Below are 24019 nucleotides of genomic sequence, written 5' to 3'. Positions count from 1 at the left end.
CAATGCATCACACAAGGGAATTACCACGGAATGCAAATCGCGTCAGTCGGCACCGCTTACCCCTCCTATCGCTACTCACAATCGGTCATCACGGAAGCTCTCAAAGAGCGCTGGGGCAGCAAACTGGAAGAACCCCGTCTTCTCGGCCGCCTTCATGCCAACTGCGGCGTCGACTTCCGCCACACCGTCTTCCCGCTCGAAACCTACCCCACCCTCAAGGGCTTCCAGCAGACCAACGACGCCTGGATCGCCGCCGCCGTCGACCTCGCCCAGCAATGCATCAAGAGCGCGCTCGATCCGCTCGGCCTCACCGCCGCCGACATCTCGGCCATCTTCTCAGCCTCCGTCACCGGTATCGCCAGCCCCACGCTCGATGCGCGCCTCATCAACCTGATGCCCTTTCCGGATAGCGTCAAGCGCACCCCGATCTTCGGCCTCGGCTGCGTTGCTGGAGCCGCCGGCATCTCCCGCGCCTCCGACTACGTCAAGGCCTTCCCCGACCAGTACGCCCTCCTGCTCTCGGTTGAACTCTGCTCCCTCACCTGGCAGGATGACGACCAGTCCATCGCCAACCTCATCTCCTGCGGCCTCTTTGGCGATGGCGCCGCCGCCGTCGTCATCGCTGGAGCCGACACCCCACACGGCAAAAAGGGAACCGGCCCACGCGTCCTCGCCACCCGTTCCACCTTCTACCGCAACACCGAGCACGTCATGGGCTGGGATATCGGCGATAACGGCTTCACCATCGTCCTCTCCCCCGACGTCCCTAAGGTCGTCAACGAGAATCTCCGAAGCAACGTCGAAGGCTTCCTCACCGAGAACAAACTTTCGCTCGGTGATATCTCTACCTATATCTTCCACAGTGGTGGACCCAAGGTCCTGGAAGCCATGGAAACCTCGCTCGACCTCCCAAAGGACGCCCTCGCTCCCTCTTGGAAGAGCCTCAGCCAAGTCGGCAACCTCTCCGCCGCCTCCGTACTCGCCGTCCTCGAGGGCTACCTCAAAGACACTCCCGGCGAACCCGGCAGCTACAGCATCCTCGCCGCCATGGGTCCCGGCTTCTGCTCCGAACTGGTCCTCCTGCAGTGGTAACTCACTGAGGACCAGTTCCAACTGTCATCCTGAGCGAAGTCGAAGGACTTGCATTTTTTCTGTCATTCCCGGCGAAAACCCGCGTCTCTTCGACTCAAAACATACCCGGGAAACTTGACAAACAAGCCTCCAGAGACCCCATGACCCACCAGAACCATCGCCAGGACCCCCGACCAGGTCCAGACTTAACCCGCCTGTTTACTAGACTTTAGGACTTAGGAGAAAAAAATAAAAGTCCAACCTCGAAGCAGGAGTTTGTTAAAACAGGGTACAGTTGGAAAAGCATGGATGAGATCGCCGAACGCTGTATCGCCATCATCTCGAAGGCCAAGACGCCGCCCCTGACGAACGTCACACTGGACGACAACTTCGACACGCTCGGCCTCGATTCGCTCGACAAGATCAACATATCCTTCGAGGTAGAAGACGTCTTCCACATCCAGATTCCCGACGAATCCATTAACTCCCTCCGTACGGTTCGCGACATGGTCAACGGCGTCACGCTGCTTGTAGAGCAGTCGGTCAGCGTTCCCGAAGCGGAGGAGACCAAGTGAACCGCGTCGTCGTCACTGGTCTAGGCTGCATCACCCCCATCGGCAAGACGGTGGACGAGTTCAGCACCGCTCTCTTCGCCGGAGCCACCGGAATCGGCCCGCTCCGCGCCTTCCCCGAAGCTCCCTCAGGCGACCCCCTCAACCCGAACCTCCGTTTCAGCCGCTACGCAGAGGTCAAGGACTTCGACCCGGCACCCTTCCTCTCCTCAGGCCAGATCGTCGCCACCGACCGCAGCGCCCAGTTCGCCATCCTCGCCGCCCGCCAGGCCGTCGAACACAGCGGCTTCCTTCAGTCGCATACCCCCGAGGCCATCGCCATCATTACCGGCTGTTCCACCGGCGGCCGCAACTCCGAGGAGCACGAAACCGGTCGCCTCTATAACCAGAACGCCCGCGTCCACCCCCTCACCGTCATCCGCACCATGTCGAGCGCAGGCGCAAGCTACATCGCGACCGAGAACAACATCACCGGCCCAACGCTCAACATCTCGACAGCCTGTTCCTCCGGCACCCACGCCATCGGCCTGGCCTTCCAGATGGTTCGCTCCGGAATGGTCACATCAGCCATCGCGGGAGGACACGAAGCCCCGCTGACACTGGGCTTCCTCCGCGCCTGGGACTCGATGCGCGTCGTCTCCCCCACCCAATGCCGACCCTTCTCAGCCGACCGTGACGGCATGACCCTCGGCGAAGGCTCAGCGACCCTCATCCTCGAAACCCTCGAGAGCGCCCGGGCCCGCAACGCCACCATCTACGCTGAGATCGTCGGCTTCGGCATGTCCGCGGACGCCCACCACATCACCCAGCCCAAGGCCGAGGGCGCAGCCGAAGCCATGCGTCGCGCCGTCAAGGATGCCGGAGCCTCGCTCGACGAAGTCGACTACATCAATGCGCACGGCACAGGAACCCAGGTCAACGACACAGTCGAAGCTGCTGCGATTCACCAGGTCTTCGGCGAACGCGCCGCCCACATTCCGGTCACCTCGACCAAGGCGCTCCACGGCCACTCGATCGGAGCGACCGGCGCAATCGAGGCTCTGGCCACCATCCTCGCGCTCTCCGAAGGCAAGCTGCCCGCAAACGCTGGCGTAACCGCAGTCGATCCGGCTCTCGATCTCGATGTCATCCTCGACAGCTACCGCGTCTCCACCCCCAAGCTGGCCCTCACGAATTCGCTGGCCTTCGGTGGCCTCAACGCCGTCCTTGCGATCCGTCCCTTCATCGCATGATCTCGATCCTGATCCTGGCGAAGAATGAGCAGATCGATCTACCCGGCTGCCTCGATTCAGTTGCCTGGTCAGACGACATTCACGTTCTCGACTCCTTCTCGACCGATGCGACCGTCGCGATCGCGCAGGCCGCCGGAGCGCAGATCACTCAACGAGTCTTCGACAACTACGCCGCCCATCGCAATGCCGGCCTTCAACTCCAGTTCCGGCATCCTTGGGTTCTCCTGCTCGATGCCGACGAACGTCCAACGCCCGAACTCTCCCGCGAGATGCAGCAGGTCGTCCTTTCGGCGACCCCCGAAACCAGCGGCTTCCGCTTCCGTCGCCGTGACTTCCTCTTCGGCACCTGGCTCAAACATGCCCAGATCTCGCCCTTCTACATTCGCCTCGTCCGCCCGGAGCGCAGCCGCTACACCCGTGCCGTCAACGAGGTGATCGAGGTTGAGGGGCAGATCGCCGAACTGTCCTACCCGCTCGACCACTTCCCATTCTCCAAGGGAATCGCCCATTGGGTGAGCAAGCACAACGTCTACAGCACCATGGAAGCGGAGTTAATCCATCTCCAGCAGGGTCTTCGCAATCCATCGATCAAGACCGCTCTCCGCGATCCGGACTTCAACACGCGCCGCCTCCATCAGAAGGCGCTTTTCTACCGCCTGCCGGGACGTCCCATCCTCAAGTGGCTCTACATGATGGTGCTTCGCCGAGCGATTCTCGACGGATACGCGGGGCTGACCTATGCAACACTCCAGGCCTTCTACGAGTACCTGATCGTCCTCAAGACAAGGGAACTGGATCGCGGCGGGGCCTGATTCGAGCCTTCTAACCGGAAAACGGCTGGAACTTGCTAAACTAGAAGACTGTGACTCCTCCGGCCATCCTCGACGCTCCTAACCTGACGCAGCCAGCACCTGCGCGTCCAAAGGTCGGTTTCGTCTCGCTCGGCTGCCCGAAGAATCTTGTCGACTCTGAAGTGATGATGGGCATGCTCCACCACAACGGAGCCGAGCTTACGCCGCGCGCAGAAGACGCCGAGATCATCGTCATCAATACCTGCAGCTTCATCGACTCCGCCAAGCAGGAGTCGGTCAACACCATCCTCGAGATGGTGCAGCATAAGCAGCAGAACGGCGGCAAGGCCCAGCGCATCATCGTTGCCGGCTGTCTCGTCGAGCGCTACCGCGACGAGATCCGCAAGAACATCCCGGAGGTTGATGCTGTAGTCGGCACGGGTGAGCTTGAGCAGATCCTCTTCGCCGCCGGTCTCACGCCCACAGGTCACGCGACCAACTCACCGTTCCAGATTCTCCCGCGAGACTTCAACCAGCCCTCCATTGACGCACATCTGCAGCATGATCTCGCTGTCCAGGAAGATCCGCTCGTCAACGAGACGCTTGTCTCTCGCGCTGCCAGTGCGGTCAGTCAGCACTCTCGTCCCCTGGCTGACCCGGAACATGGCCGCGAGGTCGCTCCGCAGCTCCGCATCGTTCAGTCGCTCGCTGAAACCGGCACAACACACGGTGACGAGCCGCTCAATCATTCCGGCGACCACATCGCGCACTTGCCGGCAGGGATCGATGCAGGGAACACAAGCCGCCCCGAAGGCGATCTTCGCCAGCAGCAAGGTCGCTTCTCCCGCGAGTCCTGGGATGGCGCGACAGCAGCACTCCCAGAGTATCTTTACAACGATGCGACGCCGCGTATCCTGACTACGCCGCGCGCGTCAGCCTACATCAAGATTGCCGAGGGCTGCGATCACCCTTGCAGCTTCTGCATCATTCCGCAGCTTCGCGGCAAGTTCCGTTCACGCCGCATGGGCTCGATCATCGCCGAGGCGCAAAATCTCATCGCGCAGGGTGTCCGTGAGATCACCCTCATCGGGCAGGATACGACTTGTTACGGCGAGGACCTTGGACTGAAGGAGGGGCTTGCACAGCTTCTCGATGCGCTGGCAGTTCTACCTGGTCTGCGATGGCTCCGCTTCCTCTACACCTATCCAAACAAGGTCACGACTCGTTTGCTCGAGACGATGGCCAGGCATGCGACTGTCGCCAAATACCTCGACGTTCCGCTTCAACATGCCAGCGCCAGCGTCCTCAAGACGATGAAACGCGGCGGCAATGCGCAGCTCTTTCTCGAACTGATTGAGAAGGCTCGCCGCATCGTTCCGGGGATTGTCATCCGGACCAGCTTTATTGTTGGCTTTCCCGGCGAGACTGAGGCGGACTACAAGGAACTCGAGGCTTTCGTTAGTGCTGCAAAGATTGACTGGCTCGGCGTCTTTACCTACTCGGATGAAGAGGGCGCCAAGGCTTTCGAACTGGCTGACGAGATGAAGGTTCCAAGCCGCACTATCCAGGCTCGTCGCCGCAAGCTGATGAAGCTTCAGCAAAAGATCAGCACGGCAGCTAAGGCTGACTGGGTAGGTCGCGAGATCGACCTGCTCGTCGAAGGCGAATCCGAAGAGACGGAGCTTCTCTGGGAGGGCCGCACACCGTTGCATGCCCCCGAGATCGACGGCAAGGTCTTCATTAATGATTTTGGACCGCATGAGACGCTGGTTCCCGGCACCTTCTATCGCGCCGAGATCACCGAGTCGCATGACTACGACGTGGTCGCCCGCATCCTCGACTAGTCGGTCATTGAGCGCAGGGCCTGGGTCGGGTACACTCCCACCATGTCTTTCAAGTGTCTTTCCCTTGCTGCGTGTATTTTCGCTGTATTTTTTTGCCTGAGCGCCCAAAACTCTCCCGCGCAGAGTGGTCCCCCAACTGTTGCGGAGGCTCAAGCCTTCATGGATAAGGCTGAGGCCGACATGCTGACGGTCGGCAATGAGGCGCAGCGTGCCGCCTGGGTGCAGGAGACCTACATCACCGATGACACGGAGGCAATCGCAGCGAAGGCAGGGGAGCGCGCACTGAATCGAACAAATGAGCTTGTGGTGGCGTCGAGGCGCTTCGACAAGTTGCAGCTTCCGCCAGATCTCGCTCGCAAATTCATGCTGCTCCGGCTGAATGGTGCGCCAACCGATCCAAAGCTGGTGGCTGAGTTGACGCAGACTGCCGCAGCGTTGGACGGGATGTACGGCAAGGGAAAGTATTGCCGGCCAGCGGTCGCGGGTCAGGCTCCAGTATGTATGGGGATTGAAGAGCTGGATGTGCTGATGGCGAAGTCGCGCGACCCGAGGGAGTTGCTGGAGTTTTGGCAGGGGTGGCACACGATCTCGCCTCCAATGAGGGAGAAGTATGCGCGCCTGGTGGAACTCTCGAATCAGGGAGCGCATGAGTTTGGCTTCAAGGATACGGGTGACCTGTGGCGCTCCGGATACGATATGACGCCGGCAGAGTTCTCTGCGGAATTAGAGCGAACATGGCAGCAGCTTCAGCCGCTCTACAAGGAGCTGCATGCCTATGTGCGGTTCAAGTTGATTCAGAAGTACGGTGCTGCGGCAGAGCGGTCGGACGGCTTGATTCCAGCGCATCTGCTCGGCAACATGTGGTCGCAGGAGTGGGGCAACATCTATGACATTGTTGCCCCGGCACCGACGTCCGGCTTCAAAATGTACGACCTGGAAGGTGCGCTGAATCAGCAGATCAACGCAAAGGGCAAGTTGAGTGAGCTGGATGCCGGTAAGGCAATGGCTCGCTACGGCGAACGCTTCTACACCTCGATTGGCTTCGCACCGTTGCCCGATACGTTTTGGCAACGGTCGCAGTTCATCAAGCCGCGTGATCGCGATGTAGTGTGTCACGCGAGCGCCTGGGATGTAGATAACGAACAGGATCTCAGGATTAAGATGTGTATCAAGGTAGATGCTGACGATTTCACGACGGTTCATCATGAAGAAGGACACCTGATGTACCAGCGAGCGTATCGGCACCAGCCGCTCTCGTTTCGGAACGGTGCGAATGATGGATTTCACGAGGCGATTGGCGATTCGGTGGCGCTGGCCATCACGCCTGCGTACCTAAAAGAGATTGGGCTGATCGACCAAATTCCTCCGCCTGAGGCAGACATTCCGCTGCAGCTTCGGACAGCGCTCGACAAGGTGGCGTTCCTGCCGTTTGGGTTGCTGATCGACAAGTGGCGATGGCAGGTTTTTTCAGGCGAGACAAAGCCTGCGGACTACAACAAGGCATGGTGGGCGCTTCGCGAGCAGTACCAGGGCATTGCGCCGCCGACGGAGCGGACCGAAGCTAACTTTGATCCGGGCGCGAAGTACCATATTCCCGGCAACGTCCCGTATGCGCGGTACTTCCTTGCGCGGATCTACCAGTTTCAGTTCTACAAGGCCATGTGTGATGCGTCAGGCTACAAGGGGCCTCTGAACCGTTGCACGTTCTATGGTTCGAAGGCGGCTGGTGACAAGCTCAATACAATGCTTGAGGCGGGACAGTCGCAGCCATGGCAGAAGACGCTCAAGACGATGACGGGAGAGGATCACCTGGATGCTGCGCCGATGCTCGAATACTTTGCACCGCTCTACCAGTGGCTCAAGCAGCAGAACGCGATGAATCAGGCCAAGCCGGGTTGGAGCGCAGCAAAGTAGTGCGCTGAACCAATCCTGCTTGTTGAGAGTGGCGACTGTGTGGTTCACAGCCGCCACTCTCGGGCGTTTAGATGGACAGGTTGAGGATGCGGTTGAGACGCTGCACGAACGATGCGGGGTCAAGGAGCGGCACGCCTTCCATCAGGAGAGCCTGATCGAGGAGGAGCCACGCAGCATCTTCCGTCGTCACATCGTCGATGCGGGCGAGGAGCTTCTTGACGATCTCGTGATCGGGGTTGATCTCGAGCGTTGGCTTCGATGCAGGCATCTCCGTCTGACCCATGGCGCGCAGCATCTGCTGCATCTGGAGTGATGGTTCCTCTTCGTCCGAGACGATGCAGGACGGGCTGTCGGCGAGGCGAACGGAGGCGCGTACATCTTTCACACGGTCGCCGAGGGTGGCTTTCAGCTTGTCGAGCAGCGGCTTCAACGCTTCGGCCTGATCAGGCTCGGTCTCATCCTTCAGGTCGTCACTGGTCGAGGCCTTGCTGACGGCCTTGAGGTCGAGGTCGCCGTACTTGTCGACGCCCGAGAAGACGATCTCGTCGATGTCGTCGTCGAGGATGATGACCTCGATACCCTTCTTCTTATAGATCTCAAGCAGGGGGGAGGTGCGCAGAAGCGCCTCTGCGCCGCCGGTGATGTAGTAGAGGCTCTTCTGATCTTCCTTCATGCGCGACTTTACATCGGCGAAGCTGGTGAGACCGTCGACCTTGGTGGACTTGACGCGGACTAGATCGAGCAACGTCTCGCGATTGGCGTAATCGCCGTGGACACCTTCCTTGAGAGGGCGGTTGAACTCGGTGATGAACTTCAGGTACTCCTCGGGCTTGTTGGTGGCGATGTTCTTCAGCTCGGAGAGGATCTTCTTGACGCTGGCGTTGCGGATGCTGGTGAGGACGCGATTTTGCTGGAGAAGTTCGCGGCTTACGTTGAGGGGCAGGTCTTCGCTGTCGATGATGCCGCGCACGAAGCGGAGGTATTGAGGGAGAAGCTCCTTTGCGTCGTCGAGGATGAAGACACGTTTGACGTAGAGCTTGACGCCTACCTTGTAGTCAGACTGGTAGAGGTCGAGCGGCGCTTTTGAGGGGATGTAGAAGAGGGTGGTGTAGTCGAGGCTGCCCTCTGCACGGGTATGAAACCAGAAGAGCGGATCGGCGTAGTCGCCGGTGATGGATTTGTAGAGCTCTTTGTAGTCCTCATCTTTGAGCTCGTTCTTGGAGCGACGCCACAAGGCGCTGGCTGCGTTGACCTGCTCGGTGGTGCGGATCTTGTCGGACTTCTTCTCCTCCTCGTTCCACTCGCTCTTGTCGTAGGTGAGGAAGATGGGGAAGGCGATATGGTTGGAGTACTTTTTGACAATCTCCTGCAATCGCCAGCTATTGGCGTACTGCGCACCCTCTTCGTTGAAGTGGAGGAGTATCGTGGTGCCGGCTACATCTCGGGAGGCTGGCTCTATGTCGAAGCCGGATTTGCCGTCGGAGATCCAGCGGAAGGCCTGCTCCTCGCCAGCTTTACGGGAGACGACCTCTACGCGATCGGCGACCATGAAGGCACTGTAGAAGCCGACACCGAACTGGCCAATAAGGTTGGAATCTTTCTTTGCGTCGGCGGTGAGTTGCGCGAGGAAGTTCTTGGTGCCCGAACGAGCGATCGTGCCCAGATTGGCAATGAGGTCCTCCTCGTTCATGCCGATGCCGGTGTCGCTGAGGGTAAGGGTCTTGTTCTCTTCGTCCAACTCAAGCGAGATGCGGGGATCGAAGGGGAGTGACTTGAATGTCTCGTCAGTCAGGGTGAGGTGACGGAGTTTGTCGAGTGCGTCGGAAGAATTCGAGATGAGTTCGCGGAGGAAGATCTCCGGGTGCGAGTAAAGCGAGTGGATGATCAGTTGGAGCAGTTGACTGACTTCTGTTTGGAACTCTTGTTTCGCCATAACTATTGATTATCAACAAAAAGTAAGCATCGCGTGAATTGCAAAATGAGCGGCCATTCTATCTGCCTGCGATTGTCTGCCGAGGGCGAGATTTGCTGCTGCTGGCCGTTGAATGTTCGGAAAGTGTACTATTGGCCGTCCCAGTTTTTCTCGGTCCTCCTGGTTTACTAACGGCTTTTAGTACTGGGTTTTAGCCGCTTGGACATGCTGAACGATCCTGGTTGCACTTATCGCCTGCTTAGCTTCTTCAATTTGGAGTGTCGCGCATGAATTGCCTTACAATCGCCGCCCTTGGACTGCTCGCTGTATCCGCATCTGCTCAGACGAAGCCGCCTGCTTACATGGATTCCTCGCTGCCTGCCGCCGTGCGGGCACATGATGTGGTGTCGCGTATGACGGTGGAGGAGAAGGCGCAGCAGCTTGAGGATTGGGCTACGGCGATTCCGCGACTGGGCATTCCGGACTACCAGACGTGGAGTGAGGCTCTGCACGGCGTGGCGAACTCTGGCTATGCGACCGTGTTTCCGCAGGCGATTGGGATGGCGGCGACTTGGGACCCGTCGATCGTGCAGCAGATGGGCGACGTGATCTCGACCGAGGGACGGGCAAAGTACAACCAGGCGCAGCGGGAAGGGAATCATCGGATCTTCTATGGACTGACCTTCTGGTCACCAAACATCAACATTTTTCGCGATCCGCGTTGGGGCCGTGGGCAGGAGACTTATGGCGAAGACCCGTTCCTGACCGGCAAGATGGGCGTGGCCTTCATTCACGGCGTCCAAGGCGACGATCCAGAGCACCCGAAGGCGGTAGCGACGAGCAAACACTTCGCTGTACACAGTGGACCAGAGTCAACCCGCCACACGGCAAATGTGGATGTAAGCAAGCGCGATTTGGAAGAGACATATATGCCTGCGTTCCGGTCGACGGTGATCGACGGGCACGTAAAGTCGGTGATGTGCTCCTACAACGCCGTCGATGGCATGTCGGCGTGCGCGAACACGATGCTACTGAAAGAGCATCTGCGCGACGCCTGGGGCTTCAAAGGCTTTGTCGTATCGGACTGTGCGGCGATCATGGACGTCACCAACGGACACCACAACGCACCGGACATCATGCATGCGGCTGCGATCTCAATCAAGGCAGGAACGGATCTCTCCTGCAGCATCTGGGCACCGGGATTTAACACGCTAGGTGACGCTGTAAAACAGGGGGTCGTTTCAGAGGATTTGCTTACGCGTTCGGCGGAGCGCCTGTATACGGCGCGGTTTGAGTTGGGAATGTTCGATTCGACCCCATATGACAAGATTCCATTTTCAGAGGACGCCTCGGCTGCGCATGGGGCGATCTCTCTCAAGGCCGCGGAGGAGTCAATCGTACTGCTCAAGAACGACGGCTCACTTCCGCTTGTAAAGGCAAAACGGATCGCCGTCGTTGGTCCAACGGCTGATTTGCTGACCTCGCTGGAGGGGAACTATAACGGTCAAGCTTTGGGTGCGGTATCACCGCTGGATGGAATAACGAAGCAGTTTTCAGGAGCGACCATTCATTACGCGCAAGGCGCAACACTTGCGACTGGTTTCAGCGTGCCGGTGCCACGAACAGTGTTTCCGGGAGGCTTGAAGATGGAGTCGTTCGCAACGCCGAATTGGACTGGTAAGCCGGTCGCGGTTGGCAGTGAGCCGGGCATTCAGCACGATTGGCGCGACGTGACGCCGGTGCCCGAGATCCATACGCATGACTACTCGGTTCGGTGGTCGGGCAAACTGAAAGTACCTGCGGCTGGTAAATACACGTTTATCGTGGAGGGCGGATCGGCGTTTCCGTACTCGCCGGTAGAGAGCTACAAGTTTGTACTGGATGGCAAGGTGCTTTCGGAGGGTCTGCTGACGAAGGGCAAGCTTGAGATGGGCGCCTTCGCCGTGGGTTCCGGCGCATCGCCGACGGCTCCTCCGGTCATGACGGGATCGACGCCGGCAAAGATTGAAATAAGCATGGCCGATACCAAGGCGCATGACTTCCAGCTGGAATACAGCCATGCTGGCGACCGCGCTGGCGGGGGTATGACGCTTCGCTGGGAGGCTCCTGCGCAGGCGCAGATCGCCGAAGCTGTCGCAGCCGCTAAGGCCTCGGACGTCGTGCTGGCATTCGTTGGACTTTCGCCGCAGCTTGAGGGCGAAGAGATGCCGATCAAGATTGAGGGTTTTAACGGTGGTGATCGGACGAGCATTGATCTGCCAGCATCGCAGCGCGAGATGCTCGAGGCAGTTGCTGCAACTGGAAAACCCGTGGTAGTGATCTCGATGTCGGGAAGTGCTCTCGCTCTGACATGGGCCAGGGAACATGCGGCAGCTGTGCTGCAGGCGTGGTATCCAGGCGGACAGGGCGGAACAGCCGTCGCGGAGACGTTGGCCGGTGTGAACAACCCTGCTGGTCGTCTGCCGATTACGTTTTATGCAAGCACGACGGACCTGCCGGACTTCACGAATTACTCTTTGAAAAATCGGACGTACCGCTATTACACCGGCAAGCCGCTTTGGGGCTTTGGCTATGGGCTGAGCTATTCGAGCTTTACGTATAGCGCAGTGAAGATTGCGCCGTTAATTGCAGCTGGTAAGCCTGTAACCGCTATAGTTACCGTGAAGAATACGAGTGGTCGGCCTGGTGACGAGGTAATTGAAGCCTATTTGAAGACGCCGCAGGAAGGTGGTCCGGCGCACTCGCTGGTTGGTTTCCAGCGCGTGCACCTGGATGCAGGCGAGAGCCGAGATGTTGAGTTGGTCCTAAATGCCCGGTCGCTATCGAGCGTTGACGATCAAGGCAAGCGGTCGATTCTGGCAGGGTCTTACCACCTGAGCATCGGCGCGGCACAACCTGAAGAGACGAAGGCCAAGTCCGAAGCTGATTTCACAATCAAGGGCTCGGTACCTCTTCCGATGTAGCCAGTAAGGCGGATCGAATGCTCTGTCGGTGCGTCTGTCGCACGTCAGCGTGCCCGACCTCCTTGTTTGGGAATCGCAAAGTTAGCCTGTACGATTAAGCCAGGAAGACGGTCATGTTCAAGTTGCGAGGTCGATGGTGTGCTTCTCTATGTGTCGGCATAGCGATTGTGCTGCATCTATCGGTCCTTGCTCAAGGAGATGAATTTCGGCATGCGATCGAACTGACACAGAGTGGGAAACTTCCTGAAGCGGAGTTGGCATGGAACGAACTTGCTAAGTCTCATCCGAAGAGTGCTGCTGTTCATGCCGCTCTTGGCATCGTGCTAGCCCAGGAAGGGAAATTCGATAATGCGATAGCAGAGTATCGAAGGGCACTCGCACTGAATCCTCGCGAGCCTGACGTCTCGATGAATCTTGGACTCGCAGAGTTCAAGGCCGGTCGTTTCGCAGAAGCGATTGAGCCTCTTCTTGTGGCAAGGAACTCAAAGCCGCAGGACACCCGAAGCGGGTTGTTGCTGGGAATGAGCTACTACGGCACGCGAAGCTATGTGAAGGCAGTACCCTACCTTCAGGCTGCTGTCGATGCGGATCAAACCAATATGGAACTGCATCAGGTGCTTGCGCAGAGTTGTTTTTGGAGTGCGAATTATCCCTGTGCAATGACCCAGTACAAGAGCATTTTGACTGCTGATCCCAATTCCGTACAGGCGCATATGTTGCTTGGCCAGGCTTTGGACACGATGAACAGGCCGGCCGATGCAATTGCAGAGTTAGAGACTGCAGCAAGGATCGCACCGACGGAGCCGAACGTTCACTTTGAACTCGGCTATCTCTACTTCACAGGCCATGACTATGAAAAGGCTGCGTTCCAGTTCGAAGCAGAGTTGAAGAACAATCCTGAGAATGCACAGGCAGCGGCTTATCTTGGAGATGTAAAACTGCGAACAGACGATGACGCAGCAGCAGAAACATTGCTGACAAAGGCTGTCAAATTACAGGCCGGAATTCGAATCGCCTACTTTGATCTTGGGCAGATATACGCGAAGCAAAAACGTAATCCAGAAGCACTACAGGCTTTTCTGCAGGCGGAGAAACTCGATCCCAACGACGCTGATGCGCACTACCGGCTAGCTCGAATTTACATGGCGCTGGGCGACAAGCAAAAAGCACAAACTGAATTCACGAAGACAAAAGACCTACATAGTAAGGCGACCGATACGTTGATCCAGAAGGTCTCCGGCGGCGGAGGCGCGATGCCACACTAGGCTGCTGGCCTTCAATGTTGTATAGATGTTCTACTGCTGAGATGACGATGCGCAATCGGCTAAGTTCACGCCGGGAGTTTCTCTGGATGGCTGCAAGCACTGCAGCTTTGGGGCAAGGTGTTATTCCGAGAAGCGTAAAGCCGCAACCGCGCGGTAAGCCGTCAGGACTTCCGTTCGTAGCTCGATTTAGTGATGTTGCCGCTGCTGCCGGGCTGACTCATCCGATCGTCTACGGTGGTCTTCACCGTAAAGACTACATCGTAGAAACTGTTGGGTGTGGAATTGCATTCTTTGACTACGACAACGATGGCTGGCTGGACATTCTTGTTCTCTCAGGGACGCGCATGGAAGATGCTCCTTCTGATGCTACGAATCGCCTTTATAAGAACAATCGTGACGGCACGTTCTCCGATGTCACCGAAAAGGCGGGCCTCCTCCGCTCCGGTTGGGCAAGCAGCGTTACGATTGCTGACTATAACAATGATGGCTTTGAAGATATTTTCATCACCTACTACGGTCAGAATGTTCTTTATAAGAACAATGGTGATGGCACGTTTCGCGACGTGACTAAGGAGGCTGGTCTTCTCTATACAGGGCCTACTCGTTGGGGCTCGGGGTGTAGCTTTCTCGACTATGACCGTGATGGTCATCTTGATCTATTTGTGGCTACCTATGTTGACATCAATGGTAAGTTGCCGAAGCCTGGCGACAACCCTTACTGCAACTTCAAAGGCGTGCCGGTTAATTGCGGGCCGCGTGGTCTGCCGATGGGGCAGAACTATCTCTACAAGAATCAGGGAGATGGTACCTTTCGCGAAGTAACTGCGGCTTCCGGAATATCCAAGGCACAACGCACCTACGCAATGACGACTGTGGCTGCAGATTTTGACGGAGATGGCTGGACAGATCTGTACGTCGCTTCCGACTCAACCCCGAGCCTGCTGTTTCGGAATCAACATAATGGGACCTTCGTTGAGGACGGCGTCGAGCGAGGAGTTGGCCTGAGTAATGAAGGGACCGAGCAGGCGGGTATGGGGGTTGCAGTCGGCGACTATAACCTTGATGGACATCTTGACATCTTCAAGACTCACTTCTCGGATGATACGGCCGTACTCTATCAGAACGACGGCAAAGGAGACTTTACGGATGTCACGATCGAGGCTGGTGTAGCTGTGGAGACGCGCTACATTAGCTGGGGCACTGGGTTTGCTGATTTCGATAACGATGGCTGGCCGGATCTTGCAGTTGTTACAGGATCGGTTTACCCGGAGGTTGAGGCCAAGTTTCCGGAGTACCCACTCCGTACACCACGGATGATCTTTCGCAATCTTGGCAATGGTAAGTTTGAAGAATTGATCGATGAGGCAGGACCGGGAATCTCGGCGGTCCATTGCAGTCGGGGATGTGCGTTCGGTGATTTCGACAATGACGGCGATGTCGACATGGTCGTAGTGAATTTGAATGAGCCCCCGTCGCTCCTCAGAAATGATGTGAAGGGCGACGGGAATTGGCTCAAGGTGCTACTTGTCGGGACCGTGTCCAATCGGAGTGCGATCGGCTCGAAGATCATAGCGCGGTATGGAGGTAAGACGCAGGCGCAAGCAGTGATGGCGCAATCAAGTTTCTACTCGGTGAACGACCGGCGGATCCACTTTGGACTCGGCGCGAGTAAGCAAGTCGATCTTGAAGTTTATTGGACGAACGGTTATGTGGAACAGATCAAGGGTGTACCCGCTAATAAGCTCGTCACGATCAAGGAGAAAAGCGGTGTGGTGAAGATGGAAGGCTTTGGTGGCGCTAAGAAATAGTCTGCGTCAGCTACAGACTGAGAGCGAAAACCGCTGCGAGCTAACAAGCTCGCGGCGGTTTTCGGTTAGCAGTTAGTAGTTAGTAGTTAGTAGTTAGAACAGCAGCTTACCGCCGAACTGGAATTTACGTGCATCCCAGGTTGACGTAACCTGACCGAAGTTGCTGGCGGTAAAGCTGGTTTGGAGGTTTTGGAATTGAGTGTGGTTGAAGGTGTTGAAGGACTCCGCACGGAACTGGAATCTCAACCCTTCTCCATGGATTGGAAAAGTCTTGAAGAGTGACAGATTTGTGTTGAAGCGTCCCGGACCGACGACTGAATCTTTGCCGGAGTTACCGAAGCCCTGATCGACACCGGTTGTTACTCCACCTTTCCATGGGGCGAGTGGGGCGGTGAAAGCAGCCGTGTTGAAGAATTGGTTGAAGGTCTTTGACCCGTGTGAGGAAGCGCCCGCAACCAAGTTCGCCCGGTTTGTGAAGCCGCCGCCGAGTCCAACTGTATCCGTACCGTAGGTAACAGAGAGCGGAACGCCGGAGTTCGCGATGGTAATGCCGGAGACCTGCCAGCCGCTCAAGAACTCATGCTCAGCGAAGTTGCTGGAGCGCTTGAAGAAGGGCAGATCGTAGATATAGTTGGTGCTGAAGATGTGCCGGCGATCCAGTGCTCCCGACCCCTTGTCGTAATGGGTATCAAAAGGGTTCGAGAGGGTTGCGAGATCGCCTGCGTTGCTGGAGAGATCGATCTGATGCGACCAGGTGTAGGAGGCTTGGAGCGTTACACCGTGCTTGTTCTCCAAGCGAAGACCTGCCTGCAGCGAGTGATAGCTCGAGTTGGTGGTCTGCTCTTCCTGGTTGATACCAGCGTAGCCAGGATACTGGCGGTAGACGTTTGCGTCGACCGTACCGGCAGCGACGCTTTGACGCATTGGGCTGTTTAGAGGGAGTGTGTTGATGGCACGGTCGTCATTCTGATTCCACCCTGCTGTTCCGACATACTGCATAACCGCTACGACTGCCGGAGCGAGCTCCTGCTGAACGCCGAAGCTGAACATGGCGAGACCGGGGAGCGGGTAGTGGTATGCAAGGTTGGTGATGCTGGCCGGGTGGGGCGCAGTTGAAGCCGTCTGACCATTGAGGGCACTCTGGTTCGTGTTAGAGAAATAGACGTTATTTGCGGATGGCTGGTAGGAGAACGGTGGATTGTTGCCTGCATCGTAGGAGTCATTACCCTGAATGCGTTCGTAGAAAAGACCGACACCTCCACGAACGACTGTCTTGCCGTCGCCGTAAGGATCGAACGCGAAACCTACGCGGGGCTGGGTTGACTTCCAATCGTTCTGGACACCACCGCGCGGGAAACCGTTGACGCCAGCGAGCTGAATGCCGTTGAGGTAGAAGGGCGTCGTGCTACCAGCGGGAGTGCTGAATCCGGGGCCTGCGGGGTTCAACGTACCGTCTGCACGCGGTGTCTGCTGGTTTGCTACGTTGAAGTCGCTTGGCAGGAAGTTGGCGAACTCGTTGAAGCGTTCATAGTTGTGAGGAAGTCCATCGTAACGGATACCTAGATTGAGGGTCAGCTTGCGGGTGACCTTCCAGTTATCCTGGGCATAGCCCGAGTAGGTGTTGTTGACCCAGTGCAGGCCGTTGAGCGCCTGGAGTTGTGTGAACGAGGCCGCATCCCCAAGCACATAGTTTAAGTAAGAGTCGTTCGAGAATGATGTGTTGTTGAAGTTGAAGGTACCCTGGGTATTGGCTTGCAGCTGTTGGTTCTTGATAAAGTGCATCCAAGATCCACCGAACTTCAGGCCGTGGCGACCCTTGGTCCAGGAGAGATCGTCGCGTGTCTGATAGTCCATAGCGGCGTTATGCCATGGATAGTATGACGAACTCCAGTTCGTGCCGTAGGGTGCCCCAAGATCAACTTCGGGCATACGGTTGCCGGGATTATTACCGGTGAAGAAGGTCGTTGCGTTATACCCGGCGGGTTGAGCATAGGTCCCAATCGGAGTAATAACCAGCTTATTTCCGTCGAAGTTGAAGGCGGTCTCGTTAAGGAGATTCGGCGAAATGGTCTGGGTCAGCTTGACGACGGCTGCCCATGCAGGGTTCGAGAGTGTGCTGCCGACTGTGGGATAGCTGTCATCGCTCCAGAGTGGAGGATAGGCTCCCTGCGAGTTGGCGTCGTGGATGTAGTTGCCCATCAATTGAAGCTTGTCCGTGATGGTGTGGTCGATACGAACGAGGTCCTCACGAACGATGGTTGGTGCGGCGACGGAGGCGACGAACTGGTTGGCCCCGGCAACGTTCGGTGTAGGGAAGATGCCGGTACTGATCATGCGGACGACATTCTGATCGATCAAGGCTGCAGGAATGATGTACTGTCCTGATGCGTTCTTGTTGAAAGGCTGCCCGCCTACAAGACCATTGCTTGAATAGATTGCAAGCTTGGCCGCATCGGTCGTCATGGGCACAATGGGTGTTCCAGCGCCGGTAGCCGGGGTATAAGCTAACGGCTGGCCAAGTGTCGGGAAATCGCCAGCCGGGATGGTATTAATCTTACTCGGCAAACTGCCCTGAATCGCGCGGCGATCCTCTTCGTTCACGAAGAAGAAGGTGCGGTTGCGATTATTGTTATAGAGGTGTGGGATGACGAGTGGACCGCCGATGTTGCCACCGAAGATGTTAACTCGCAGTTCAGGCTTTGCCACGCCAGCGCCCTTGGTGATGTAGTTGTTGGCGTCAACCGCTTCGTTACGGTTGAACTCCCAGAGGCCACCATGAAAGCTCTTCGTTCCGGACTTCAGCACCATGAGGACCTGACCACCCGAACCGATACCGTAGTCAGGGCTGTAGTTGCTGGTCAGCGTTTGGAACTGCGAGATGGAATCCTGCGAGACGAGGATACTGAAGCAGCCGCCGCAACCACGGTCGTAAATTTCGCCACCGTCTACCAGGTAGATGTTATGGCTTGGACGTGTTCCATTGAAGCTGATGCCGTTGCCGGCGGTGAGAGCCATGACTCCGTTGTAATCCGGTAGATTGTTCGAAACGCCGGGGGCGAGAATCGCCAATGACGTGATGTTACGGCCGTTCGTTGCGAGTTCGGATACCTGGGCGCCTGAGATAAGACTGTCGACCTGACTTGTCTCGGACTGAACCTGCAGCGCGTTGGCTTCGACCGAGACCGTCTGGCCCTGGTCGCCGACCTGAAGCGTTACGTTCTCTTCCAGGGTTTGGGCCGTATTCAACACAATGTTGTTGATAGCTGAAGCTTTGAAGCCTGGAGCAATGACCGACAGGCTGTAATGGCCGATGTGCAGCCCGGTAAAACTGAACAGACCGGAGCCGTTCGAGGTACCTGTCCGGGTCTCGCCCGTCTCGGTTTGCTGCAGTTTAATTGCGGCATTTGGAACGACGGCGCCGGTGGGGTCAGTCGCGAGCCCATTGATGGTAGCGTTCTCCTGGGCGTGAGCCATAGAAATGAAGAACATGGACGCCATAAGGGTGAGGCCTGTAACTATCGAACGTGTGTAACGCATTTGGTCTCCTAAAGGTCAAACTAGTACGGTTGCCGAGATCCCTCCGAGAAGGGACCACCTAAAGCACCTGCTGCTGATCTTCTTATTTGGCTGAGAAAGCGTTATCCCATCACAGTCCCTTCGGAAGGCAAGCAACGTATACGGCTGACTTCTTTATCGTTCGATGGATTGAGTCTCAGGTCCCCAAAACGATTTAGTAGCTGGTATATGCTCGATCGTGAATCTTAGTGATGGACTTACAGAAGTGTCAAGAGACTTCGTAGCCTAAGTGGCGACCGTGTCACCCTCATCCTTAAATTAGAGAAAAAGGTTTAACGAACGCTTTCGCCTCGAAGCGGGATCAGCAGGCACTGATCGGTCGCAACCCGCGCTCCGCCTTACGGTCGTCGAACTGGTGCAGTGGATTCCCGGACGACCAACTCAGGATTAACCCGGGAGACTCCAGGGGCCTTCTCTCCGGCTATCTTCCTGAGCAGAAGTGTGGCTGCTACATTGCCCATTTCGCGAAGTGGTTGTCGAATTGTCGTGAGACTTGGCGTGTAGAACTCAGCTGCGGGAATATCGTCAAAACCCATAACGGAGACGTCCTCGGGCACGCGCAATCCGGCGTCATGCAGGGAACGTACGGTGCCGGTTGCCGAGACGTCGTTAAAGCAGAGCACGGCGGTGAAGTCACGATGCCGGTGCAGCAATTCCTGGATTCCCGGATAGCCAAGTTCGGGCGAATGCGTGTCTTTGTCGAGCAGGATTGTCAGATCTGGAGACACCTGGAGCCCGAGCGCTCGCGCCACATGCAGGGTAGAACGCCATCGGCTCCGCGAGTCCGAACTGAAAAGTTGGCCTCGCATGTAAGCAATCTTGCGGTGGCCGAGATCGTATAGGTGCTGCAGGGCAAGCTCGGCTGCTCGTTCGTGGTCGAGAATCACGTTCGTAACATTAGGCACCGACCGGTGCCCAGCGACTGCGACAGAGGGAAGAGGCGGTTCGCACTCCAGGTGTGTATCGATCATCAGCAGCCCCTCGGCCCCGCGGGATTGCAGGAGGCCCGGATAGTCTGCGACAAGATCCTTGCGATGACGATGATGGACCGTGAAGAAGAAATAGCCCTCCCGCATCAGCACATCGGCGGCTCCGCTTAGGACCTGAGAGTGGTACCCATCGCCCAGCTCGGGAAGCATGATGCCGACAGTCTGGGTCCGTTTGCCCTGCAGGGATCGGGCGATGTGGCTTGGGCGATAGCCAAAAAGCTTAGCGGCCTCACGGACACGCTCCCGCGTCTTCTCGGGAATAGAGCGATTGGGTGCATCGTTCAAGACAAAGGAGACTGTCGCGGGACTTAGACCGAGATGCTCCGCGATGATCTTCAGGCTCGCAGGGCGACCTGTCACCGGTTCTTTCTTTGTTTGCTTAGACATGGCTGGTAATGCTGTCAGTGTAGTTCACCTCGAGGCATAAGCCGCGTCGCTGCTGAAGACCATGATGTTACTCCGAGCAGCAGCAGGACGACGGCCCCTGCCGCCGGAACAATTAAGCCGAGACTTAGAGAGGAAAAGTGAGTCGACACCACTCCTGTCATCCACGGCATTATGGCCGAGCTTACACCTGCTAGAAAAAAGATCGCGCCACCCTGCTGGTAGGTGAGAACCTTAGCTAGAAAGATCGGGTAGAGCGGCCCCAGCCCAAAACCAAGTATCAGGGACGCTATCAGGAGCCCTCCTCCGTGGACAGCCGACACAAGGGCCATGGTGCTCAGGACCACCATGGCGAGAAAGATGTTTAAATAGCGACGCATCTGTCTTTCCATGTCAGCGAACGATCCAAGAAAGCGGCTGGAGAGCAGACCTGCCCAAAGACAGGTAGGTGCGGCAATCGTGAAGAGGACTCCTGGCTGAGACCGATGTGCGTAGGTGGCGAGCCATGAACCACCTGAGGCTTCTATTCCCGTCGCTAGAACTGTCATCAAAATGAGTGTGATGGGAACTTGGCGGAAGATCGTCCACGTCGGGAGGACGATGCTGGCCTTACTGGAAAGATGTTTATCACGCGAAACTACCAACAGCGTCACTCCCGCAATCGCCGCAAAGAGGCCAGTTACGGCAAGCAGAGCTTGCCGTGGGTTTCCAGAGCGAAGGGCTTGACTCATAAGCACAGGACAGACACATGCCCCGATAGCCCAAGTCAAGTTGAGTCGCACAAGCTCTACACTGCGGGCATGTGACTCTTTCTTCTGACGCAAGAGGCTGATCGAAGTCATCGTCAATCCGAGCCCGACACCGTAGAGCAGCATTAATGGAGACGAGAGACTTCGACCGAAGAAAGCTAGCGCGCCCGTCGCCACGGCAATTGCGGCGCAGCCCAGAGCCACCGAGAGCCGCAGAGCATTGAGCACCATCAAGGCACCTATCGAGCTTCCGACCCAGATGAGAAGGAAGATGAGCCCGCCTGCGTGATCGTCGAGGTGCCACTCCGAGAGCAGCGTCGGCAGTAAAACACCCATCAGCGCGCAGCAGATTCCTGTTCCTGTGAAGCCAAGGTAGAGAGAAACTGCCTGCGCAAGGCGGTTCTTCTCAGATGAAAACTCTCCTGCGTCGGAACTCTTCGAATCCTGCACTGAGAAGGTACCCCTAACGAGCAACATTACATGCGACGAGTCGAAGAGTGTATTGAGAGATTCTTTGCTCTACAACTACTTGACTGCAAAGGTTGTGTGAGTCGTGGCTTGTGAACTGTTCCCTACCCAGAGATCGAAAACTCCTGGTTCGACCGACCGCTTGTGTGTCTGCGGGCTCCAGAAAGCGAGCTCCTGGGCATCGACTTTGATTGAGACGGTTTGGTGTTCGCCCGCTTTGAGAGTCACACGTTTGAATCCTTTCAACTCGCGAACAGGGCGCGATGCGCTGCCTGCACGCTGATGGGTGTAGATCTGAACGACTTCGTCCGCCGCGATCTTTCCGATGTTGGTGACGTCGCAGGACATGGTGATGCTGCCAGTAGTATGCATGGTGGATGCGCTGCTCTTCAGGTTGCCAAGAGTAAATGTGCTGTAGCTCAGCCCGAATCCGAAGGGATACAAAGGAGCGCTCGAGCCATCCCAGTATCGGGTGTTCGGAGCGTCAGGAATCTGCGTTAGATTCTCTCCGTAGTAGAGTGGCTCCTGGCCGACAGTACGGGGCCAGCTTACCGGCAGCTTCCCGCCGGGAACAGCTTCCCCGAAGAGGAGGTTGGCGATTGCATTCCCGCCATCTGTTCCTGGGTACCAGTCATCAAGGATGGCCGCAACGTGAGATGAAGCCCATGTGATGTCCAGAGGGCGCCCATTCATTAGGAGCAACACGATGGGCTTACCGGTAGCTACGGCTGCTTCGAGCAACTGCTCCTGCTTACCGGGCAGCGTGAGCGTAGAACGGGAGGCACGTTCACCGCTCATGTCCTGCGACTCCCCAAGGACCAACACGGCTACATCGGAAGACTTTACAAGTTCGATGGCGTGGGCGAACTCTCTCTGACGCTGGTCGTCTGTGGCGAATTTTGGTTTAGGGCTAGCGAACTGCTCGTCGAAGATGGAAGGCTGTCCACGCTCAATCTCCACGCCAACCGTAGAGACAATTTTCAGGGCGGGATGGCTCGCAGTGTATCTTTTCATGCCATCAAGAACCGTGACAGAATCGGCCTGATGCGCTGCCAGACTCCACGAGCCCATGATGTCCGCCTTCGAATCGATAAGCGGACCAATAAGCGCGACCGTTCCCGAAGTCTTCAGCGGAAGGATTTGGTTCTCATTGCGAAGAAGTACAGCGCTGCGCTCTGCAGCGAGACGACTAGCGGTGCGCTGCTCCTGTGTCACCATGCGGGACGGTGCTTCCTCAACATTGATATATGGGCTGCTGAAGAGTCCGAGACGGTACTTGACCGTTAGGATGCGCCGGACAGCTTCGTCAACAGTAGCCTGCGAGACGCGACCATCCTTGACTGCTGCTGCTAGCTGATCCCGATAAACATGGCTGGTCATCTCCATATCGATTCCTGCGTTCACGGCGCGGGCAGCGGCATCCGCATCGTCAGCCGCAAAACCGTGGACGGTGAGGCTCTTTACGGCATCCCAGTCGCTCACGACAAAGCCATTAAAGTGCCATTTGTCGCGAAGAACGTCATGCAGGAGCCAGTTATTTCCTGCAGCAGGTACGCCATTCAGGTCCATGTAGGCCGTCATCAGGGTTCCCGAGCCAGCATCCACTGCAGCCTCGAACGGAGGAAGGTATACATTCCATAGCTGCTCATCAGAGATGTTCGACTCTTCGTAGTCGCGTCCGCCGACTGCAGCCCCGTATCCCGCGAAGTGCTTGACGCAGGCGAGCAAGCTGTCCGGGCCCCCGAGTGTCTCACCTTGGAAGCCATGAATCTGAGCCTCTGCCATCCGTGCACCTAGGTACGGATCTTCGCCAGCGCCTTCCATGATGCGACCCCATCGTGCATCGCGAGCAATGTCAACCATTGGGGCAAAGGTCCAGTTGACCCCGGCTGCCCGTGCCTCGCGCGCCGCCATGTGCTGTGCGTGCTCCGCAACCTTCGGGTCCCATGAGGCAGCGAGCGCAAGTGGCACCGGATAGATCGTCCGAAAACCGTGGATAACGTCGAAGCCGAAGATCAAAGGAATATGCAGGCGGCTCTGCTCCACCGCGACATGCTGCAGATGGTTGATGCGTGCAGGGTCAGTGATGAAAAGGAAGGAGCCTACACCCTGTCGCGCCTGCTCCTCCGGCGAAATAGTCTGCGGCTGGTTCAAGGCGACCTGACTCATCTGGCCGATCTTCTCTTCCAGCGTCATCTTCTTCAGCAGGCCCTCAACCACTCGCGATGCTGCAACATCATTGCCTTCGCTTGTTGTGGGCGCCGCAAAGACGGGGTTCAGGAGTGGCAGACCAGCAGACGCAAGGGTGAAGAAGGCAATTGCGACGAAGAGGGTCGATCGGCGAAGTGCTGAAGCGTACATACAGAGAAATCCTTGGGCGATGAGGTTGTTCGCCGAGACTGATCGAGGCACAACTGCAAAGTGTCTGTTTCAAATCAGATTTTCGCGAGCTTTTCGGTCTGTGCAAGTTTAGATAAACGA

General features: G+C 57.1%; 14 protein-coding genes. 9 read left to right on the top strand and 5 right to left on the bottom strand.

What is annotated here, in order from left to right:
• The first annotated feature begins 30 nt into the window (after window positions 1-30).
• The 6 genes from OHL20_RS06390 (at window position 31) to OHL20_RS06365 (ending at window position 7424) form a co-directional block, all read left to right on the top strand.
• Window positions 31-1092 carry a type III polyketide synthase gene (locus OHL20_RS06390; protein ID WP_263382365.1) on the top strand — a complete coding sequence of 354 codons (1062 nt, stop codon included), beginning with the start codon at window positions 31-33 and terminating at the stop codon, window positions 1090-1092.
• A 284-nt stretch (window positions 1093-1376) separates the two neighbouring features.
• Window positions 1377-1646, top strand: a complete 270-nt coding sequence (locus OHL20_RS06385) for an acyl carrier protein (RefSeq protein ID WP_263382364.1) — start codon at window positions 1377-1379, stop codon at window positions 1644-1646.
• Entirely contained in the window at window positions 1643-2875 is a 1233-nt protein-coding gene (locus OHL20_RS06380) for a beta-ketoacyl-[acyl-carrier-protein] synthase family protein (RefSeq protein WP_263382363.1), read from the top strand. The genes OHL20_RS06385 and OHL20_RS06380 overlap by 4 nt, the downstream gene beginning before the upstream one ends.
• The gene (locus tag OHL20_RS06375) at window positions 2872-3687 is read left to right on the top strand and encodes a glycosyltransferase family 2 protein (RefSeq protein WP_263382362.1); all 816 of its coding nucleotides are present in this window, start codon (window positions 2872-2874) and stop codon (window positions 3685-3687) included. Before OHL20_RS06380 ends, OHL20_RS06375 begins: the two co-directional genes overlap by 4 nt.
• A gap of 50 nt (window positions 3688-3737) precedes the next feature.
• A complete protein-coding gene (locus OHL20_RS06370; RefSeq protein WP_263382361.1) occupies window positions 3738-5510 on the top strand; it encodes a MiaB/RimO family radical SAM methylthiotransferase in 1773 nt (590 codons plus the stop codon).
• A gap of 42 nt (window positions 5511-5552) precedes the next feature.
• Entirely contained in the window at window positions 5553-7424 is a 1872-nt protein-coding gene (locus OHL20_RS06365) for a M2 family metallopeptidase (protein ID WP_396271715.1), read from the top strand.
• A 67-nt stretch (window positions 7425-7491) separates the two neighbouring features.
• On the opposite strand, the gene htpG is transcribed toward OHL20_RS06365, so the two are convergent.
• Window positions 7492-9357, bottom strand: a complete 1866-nt coding sequence (htpG, locus tag OHL20_RS06360) for a molecular chaperone HtpG (protein WP_263382360.1) — start codon at window positions 9355-9357, stop codon at window positions 7492-7494.
• Window positions 9358-9623: 266 nt separating this feature from the next.
• Here htpG and OHL20_RS06355 point away from each other — a divergent pair, with 266 nt between their 5' ends.
• The 3 genes from OHL20_RS06355 to OHL20_RS06345 all read left to right on the top strand — a co-directional run bounded on the left by OHL20_RS06355 (window position 9624) and on the right by OHL20_RS06345 (window position 15372).
• The gene (locus OHL20_RS06355) at window positions 9624-12299 is read left to right on the top strand and encodes a glycoside hydrolase family 3 C-terminal domain-containing protein (RefSeq protein ID WP_263382359.1); all 2676 of its coding nucleotides are present in this window, start codon (window positions 9624-9626) and stop codon (window positions 12297-12299) included.
• A gap of 113 nt (window positions 12300-12412) precedes the next feature.
• On the top strand, window positions 12413-13564 hold the full coding sequence (locus OHL20_RS06350; protein WP_263382358.1) for a tetratricopeptide repeat protein: 1152 nt from the start codon (window positions 12413-12415) through the stop codon (window positions 13562-13564).
• A gap of 86 nt (window positions 13565-13650) precedes the next feature.
• Entirely contained in the window at window positions 13651-15372 is a 1722-nt protein-coding gene (locus OHL20_RS06345) for a CRTAC1 family protein (RefSeq protein WP_263382357.1), read from the top strand.
• A gap of 93 nt (window positions 15373-15465) precedes the next feature.
• On the opposite strand, the gene OHL20_RS06340 is transcribed toward OHL20_RS06345, so the two are convergent.
• From OHL20_RS06340 to bglX, 4 genes are all read right to left on the bottom strand, one after another.
• Window positions 15466-18909: a TonB-dependent receptor gene (locus OHL20_RS06340; RefSeq protein WP_263382356.1), complete on the bottom strand. Its 3444-nt coding sequence runs from the start codon at window positions 18907-18909 to the stop codon at window positions 15466-15468.
• 377 nt (window positions 18910-19286) lie between these two features.
• On the bottom strand, window positions 19287-20324 hold the full coding sequence (locus OHL20_RS06335; protein WP_263382355.1) for a LacI family DNA-binding transcriptional regulator: 1038 nt from the start codon (window positions 20322-20324) through the stop codon (window positions 19287-19289).
• A 14-nt stretch (window positions 20325-20338) separates the two neighbouring features.
• Complete coding sequence (locus OHL20_RS06330) at window positions 20339-21520, bottom strand: MFS transporter (RefSeq protein ID WP_263382354.1); 1182 nt, start codon at window positions 21518-21520, stop codon at window positions 20339-20341.
• A gap of 75 nt (window positions 21521-21595) precedes the next feature.
• Complete coding sequence (gene bglX, locus OHL20_RS06325) at window positions 21596-23899, bottom strand: beta-glucosidase BglX (RefSeq protein ID WP_263382353.1); 2304 nt, start codon at window positions 23897-23899, stop codon at window positions 21596-21598.
• Between the last annotated feature and the right edge of the window lie 120 nt (window positions 23900-24019).

It is taken from the genome of Granulicella arctica, assembly GCF_025685605.1.
GTDB classification, from domain to species: Bacteria; Acidobacteriota; Terriglobia; order Terriglobales; family Acidobacteriaceae; genus Edaphobacter; species Edaphobacter arcticus.
This window is presented reverse-complemented; position numbering and strand designations above follow the sequence as displayed.